Annotated in this window: 7 protein-coding genes; all 7 read right to left on the bottom strand. The window is 38.9% G+C overall.

Annotated elements, in window-relative coordinates; all coding sequences use genetic code 11:
- A partial coding sequence (locus tag A5N85_RS17880; protein ID WP_143143305.1) for a helix-turn-helix domain-containing protein occupies positions 1 to 166 on the bottom strand: 166 nt, incomplete at its 3' end.
- Positions 167 to 651: 485 nt separating this feature from the next.
- Positions 652 to 1836 (bottom strand): bifunctional alpha/beta hydrolase/OsmC family protein, encoded by a 1185-nt coding sequence (locus A5N85_RS12830; protein ID WP_072577555.1) that lies wholly within the window; start codon positions 1834 to 1836, stop codon positions 652 to 654.
- A gap of 91 nt (positions 1837 to 1927) precedes the next feature.
- Positions 1928 to 2821, bottom strand: a complete 894-nt coding sequence (locus tag A5N85_RS12825; RefSeq protein ID WP_245936028.1) for a polyprenyl synthetase family protein — start codon at positions 2819 to 2821, stop codon at positions 1928 to 1930.
- Positions 2784 to 3095: an exodeoxyribonuclease VII small subunit gene (locus A5N85_RS12820; RefSeq protein WP_072577553.1), complete on the bottom strand. Its 312-nt coding sequence runs from the start codon at positions 3093 to 3095 to the stop codon at positions 2784 to 2786. The genes A5N85_RS12825 and A5N85_RS12820 overlap by 38 nt, the downstream gene beginning before the upstream one ends.
- A 4-nt stretch (positions 3096 to 3099) precedes the next feature.
- The gene (gene rsgA / locus A5N85_RS12815) at positions 3100 to 4053 is read right to left on the bottom strand and encodes a ribosome small subunit-dependent GTPase A (RefSeq protein WP_072577552.1); all 954 of its coding nucleotides are present in this window, start codon (positions 4051 to 4053) and stop codon (positions 3100 to 3102) included.
- Entirely contained in the window at positions 4050 to 4799 is a 750-nt protein-coding gene (locus tag A5N85_RS12810) for an MlaA family lipoprotein (RefSeq protein ID WP_072577551.1), read from the bottom strand. Before A5N85_RS12810 ends, rsgA begins: the two co-directional genes overlap by 4 nt.
- The coding region (locus A5N85_RS12805; protein ID WP_143143304.1) for an AI-2E family transporter at positions 4783 to 5437 on the bottom strand (655 nt) is incomplete at its 5' end. The genes A5N85_RS12805 and A5N85_RS12810, both read right to left, overlap by 17 nt.

Below are 5437 nucleotides of genomic sequence, written 5' to 3'. Positions count from 1 at the left end.
CAATCTTTGAGGGCTTACGCTCAGTAAAGCCTTTAGGATGGGGATTTTTAATCCAGCTATAGACGGTGAATTTGCTGATCTTGTAGCGCTTTGCAACAGCGCGCCAAGTTTCTCCATTAGCAATATCGTTAAGAATTTTTTGTCGGAATTGGCTGCAGTAGGTCATAGGATATGCTCAGTTTGTTTTTGATAATTCTACTACAAGTTGTTTTTTATATCTGTTTTGGATAGATTGGATTATAAGTGATTTTACTATAGCAAGACTCCCAAAACAATGCATACATTATTTTAGTATAATAGACTGCTTTTAAAGTGGAGATTGAGTTAACGTTGTATGTATTTTTCAGGAGTTTGGCTATAGCTGAATGCGTTCAGATTGTGTACAAATCAACGAGCCGTAGACAGCATACATTAGTACGGCAAAACGAGCTAACGCTGTATGCGAAAAGACATTTAGTTATATAATCAGCTAAAAAATGAACAGCCTACAACCCATATCAAGCACTTCTAGCAGTAAATACCATTCTGTTTCAGCTGATTTGACTATATGGCAGAACTCTCAAAAATGTATACAGTGAAAAAATAATGTTTTGTTTTTACTTTTCATTATTTGTTTACTGCTAAATACATTTTTTGGAATCTATAGTTTTTTTATTCTTCAGAAGATTTTGTTTTCCAATGTAGGGTATGAATATGTGCATTATTTTCTAATGTACGATGTACAGGGCATTTATTAGCAATTTCTATCAGTTTATCTTCTTGTTCTTTATCTAATTCGCCTCTTAGAATGATATGGCGAGAAAAGTGGTCAACTTTTTTCTCATCTTTTTCGTGTGTTACCGTAACGCATACGTGTTGTAAATTCCATTGTTTACGTTCGGCATACATACGAAGCGTCATTGCTGTACACACCCCTAGAGCGCTTTTTAATAAATCATAAGGCGTTGGACCTAATTCGTTACCACCAATGTCTTTTGGCTCATCTGCAATCATTCGATATCCGCCTGTTTCTACTTCGCACGTTAATCCATGTTTAGCATCGTTGCGGACAATGGTTTTATCTGTTTCTAAAGCTGGTTGTGGAGAAATGTATCGTTCCGCCCATGCAGCAATAACGTTACCGGCATAACAAGCATCTTCTTTGCGAGAAAGTAAGTGGTCTGCGCCATCTAGGGAAATATAGCTTTTAGGATGTTGGGCTGCTGCATAGATTTGTTTTGCATTTTCGATAGAAACAATTTCATCTTGAGGAGAGTGCATAACGAGCAGTGGCAATCCTAATGATGAGATGCTTCCATGGTCATTTTCTTTTAGGTCTTCTAAAAATTGTTTTCTGATGGTGAATATTCTACCACCCACTTCAATATTCGCTTCTCCTTTTTCTAGGATTTCTTCTTTTTTATGGTCATAGAATTGTGAGATATGCTCTGGAACCGCAGGTGCGCCAATGCTAACAACAGCTTTAGCTGATGGCATATTTCGAGCTGCACGAATAACAGCAGAACCACCAAAAGAGTGTCCAATAATAAGTTCTGGTGCTTGATAATTCTGCGCTAAGTATTGATAAGCACTGTGTAAATCGGCAATATTGGCAGAGAAGTTCGTTTGGCTAAAATCTCCTTCGCTATTTCCTAAGCCTGTAAAATCAAATCGTAAAACAGCGATTCCTGCTTTGTTTAAAGCTTCAGAAATACGTCTAACAATCGGTAAGCTCGCAGAGCAAGTAAAGCAATGGGCAAAAATGGCGTATGCTCTTGGTTCAGAGATAGGGGCATCTAAAAATCCATTGAGTTTCTCACCGTTTTCATTGGTGAATTCTAAACTAGTAGTAATCATAATTTCTCCTTAAAGGAGAGAATTTTTACATATTTTTTGATTGATAAAATGTATATATTGCAATTTAATTATTGAATGTTTAAAAAATATTTTAATAAACACGATTAAACAATATTTCTAATATTTCTTTCAGTGGTAATGAGAAGGGGAGCTGTTCGATAAGGACTTCGCTTTCTTGATGTAAGAGATAAATGAGATGGCGACATTCTTCTAGTCCTAAATGTTGATAATAGGTATTTTTACCTTGTTCAGCATCTTTACCAGCGGTTTTTCCCAATGTGGCGGTATTTGCTGTGGCATCTAATACGTCATCTATAATTTGATAAGCAATGCCGAGATTTTCACCTAGTTTGGTAAAAATGGTTTGGTAGTTTTGATAGTTTTTGGAAGGCAAAGCACCAATTATGAGTGCTGTCTGAATAAGCGCACCAGTTTTTCTTTGATGAATGGTTTTTAGTGTTTCAAGGCTAATCGGTTTTCCAGTATAAGCAATATCCAAACTTTGTCCACCAACCATCCCCGCCCATCCGGCAGCTTTGGCTAAGCAGTTTATTTGCGCTATTTTGATGGAGTCAGTCAATGGAGATTGAGCGAGTAATTCAAATGCCAGTGTATTTAAGGCATCGCCTGCAAGAATGGCTTCAGCTTCGTTGTAAGCTTTATGGCAGCTAGGTTTGCCTCTACGAAGGTCGTCATCATCCATAGCAGGCAAATCATCATGAATAAGAGAGTACGCATGTATGCACTCAACGGCAACAGCAGCATAGTCAATAGCATCGTTGTCTATGTTTAAGCTTTCGGCGCTGGCATAAGTCAGAGCAGCGCGAAGACGTTTTCCGCCATTTAAAGCACTATAACGCATGGCTTGGGTGAGTTGCGTATGATTATTAGGGAGAAATTTATTGAGTGCTGCTTCCACTCGGCACTGATAGTTTGTGAGTCGCATATTAAAGGGGGATATCGTCTTCTGAAAAGTCATCGTCATTCTTATTGCTGCGATTTGTTTGAGCAATGGTTGAATCAACGCTTTCGTGATTAAAAGGAAGTAAAGTTTCTTCTTCGCTATTTTGGCTAAGTATTTGAATTTTTTGTTCAGCAGTTTCTAATGCTTGTTGGCATTGGCGAATTAAGCTCATTCCTTTTTCATATTGTTTTAAGGCATTATCAAGCGTAAGCTCTCCTTCTTCTAAGGCTTGAATGATATTTTCTAGATTTTCAATATTCTTTTCATACTGGCTTAATGGATCTTTTTGGCTCATGAGCTTATCTCTCAGGTAGTTCACTTAGTAATTGGTGGAGGCTGTTTAATCGCTCTTGCGAAAGTAGCCCTTCAGCAATGGCTTTGTTTACATGACATTGTGGTTCGTTTTGATGCTGACAGTCATTAAATTTGCACTCTGAGGCATAATGGGCAATATCGGGAAAGCCCGCTAAAATGGCTTCTTTCGTCAGATGTGCAACCGCATAGCCGCGTACGCCAGGAGTATCAATTAATGCGCCTTGTTCACCGAGCGGATAGCGACGAACGTTAGTCGTGGTATGTTTTCCTAAACCAGTTGCATATGAAAGATTTTGTATCCAAATATCTGCATTAGGAATAAAGTGCTGAATAAAGCTAGATTTACCGACGCCAGATTGTCCAGCAAGGATGGTTTGCCGATTGTTTATCCAATCTGCTAATGGGGTTGTATTAAGTTTCTGTTCAATACTGGCATAAAAGCAAGGAATGCCCATTTCCTGATAGGGTGATAATCTTTTTTGTGTCGTTTCTAAAGCGTCATTTTGGGCTAAATCGATTTTATTACAAAGAATCGCAACGTTAATTCCAGCTTCTTTAGCTGCAATGAGATAGCGATCAACTAAAGCACTTTGCCATTCAGGTGCTATAGCGATAACAATGAGCAGTTGATCTAAATGGCTGGCAATTGGTTTAATTTTTCGTCCTTGCCATTTGTATAAGGTATTTCCGCGAGGATAAATACTTTCAACTACTGCACTTCCATCGCTGTTATAACTTAAATACACACGATCGTTGACGCAAACAGTTCCTATTTGTTTCCGCCAATCGGCGGCCATTAGTTTATCTGCGTTTTGCACAATAATTTGATAGCCTAAATGGGCAACGACTAATGCGCTTTCTTCAATATCGGCATGCGCGCGTTTTTCTTCATGCTGCGCCGCAATTCGACGTTTTTGATGTTTACTGAGCTTGCTCAATGGCTTTTACTTTCTGGTTGTGGAGTAAAAAGTGCATCAATATCATCTTGCTGGTCGGCAGATATTGGTGTTCCTAGCTGCCCCCAACGATGCTGTAACCAATTATCTCGAATCGTAGCGTATTTATCGGTGCTGGTACCTTCGAGTTTGGCTTCTAATGGGAATAGGCTTGCGCGTGTTTGGATAGCATTTAAGCCAACAAGACTCCAACGAGTCGTATCGTCTTTAACATAGGTAATTGGGCTTAGATAGGCATCTGGAATTTTTCCTATGCCATCACGTAAAGTAGAAGGACCCAGTAAAGGTAGCATTAGGAATGGCCCAGATTTAACGCCGTAGTGTGCAAGTGTTGAACCAAAGTCTTTTTCAATTTTGGTATTACCCATAGGCGTTGCAACGTCAAAAATTCCCCCCAAGCCATAAACGGTATTGTTGATGACACGAGCAGCAATTTTTGCACTATTTTTCCCATCTAACTGAAAAATCGCATTGGCTAAAGAGCCAATATCACTTAGGTTACCAAAAAAGTTACTTACACCGGTACGGACAGGTTGCGGAAAAATAAAGGTATAGCCTTTAGCTAAAGGCTTAAAAACAACTTTATCAACACCTTCATTAAAGGCAAAAATCCCGCGGTTCATATTTTCCCAAGGATCGTTGGTATATCCTTGGGCGTCTATAGCGCTGGTACAGGCAGAAAGCCCGATAACAGCAGAAAGGATAAGAAAGTTATTCGCTTTTTTCATGATTGATATATTGTTCTTTGGGAAGTTTAAAGGATTCTTCGCTTACTTCATTATAAGCGTCACTAGAGAGATAAGAATTTTTAAAGTAACTGAGGAAAACATTGATGACGGCAGTTACTGGTAAAGCCAATAAAACGCCCATAAAGCCAAATAGTTGTCCACCAGCTAAAACAGAGAATAAAACAGCTACAGGATGTAAACCTGTTCGATCACCAACCAGTTTAGGCGTTAGGATAGTTCCTTCAATGACTTGTGCAATCACAAAGACAATTCCCACACCTAAAGGATGCGCCCAATCTTGGAATTGTAGCAATGCCATAATGCCAGCAATTACGATACCAACAATTAAACCTAGATAGGGAACAAAGCTGACAAAACCGGCAAACATTCCAATGACAATTGCCATATCTAATCCAATGATTGATAAACCAACGGAGTAGATGATGCCTAACGCAAGCATAACGAGTAATTGACCTCGTAAAAAACCACTTAGAACGAAATCAGAGCGACGCATTAGTTCATGTGTAATGGCTTTATATTGGCGCGGAATGAGCTCATCAATTTTATTAACCAAAATATCCCAATCGCGTAATAAGTAGAAAGTCACTACAGGTGTTAGGAAAAGATAGGTTAAAAAG

It is taken from the genome of Suttonella ornithocola, assembly GCF_001889065.1.
Lineage (GTDB): Bacteria > Pseudomonadota > Gammaproteobacteria > Cardiobacteriales > Cardiobacteriaceae > Suttonella_A > Suttonella_A ornithocola.
Note: the sequence above shows the minus strand (reverse complement) of the source record. Positions and strands in the feature narration are given on the sequence as shown.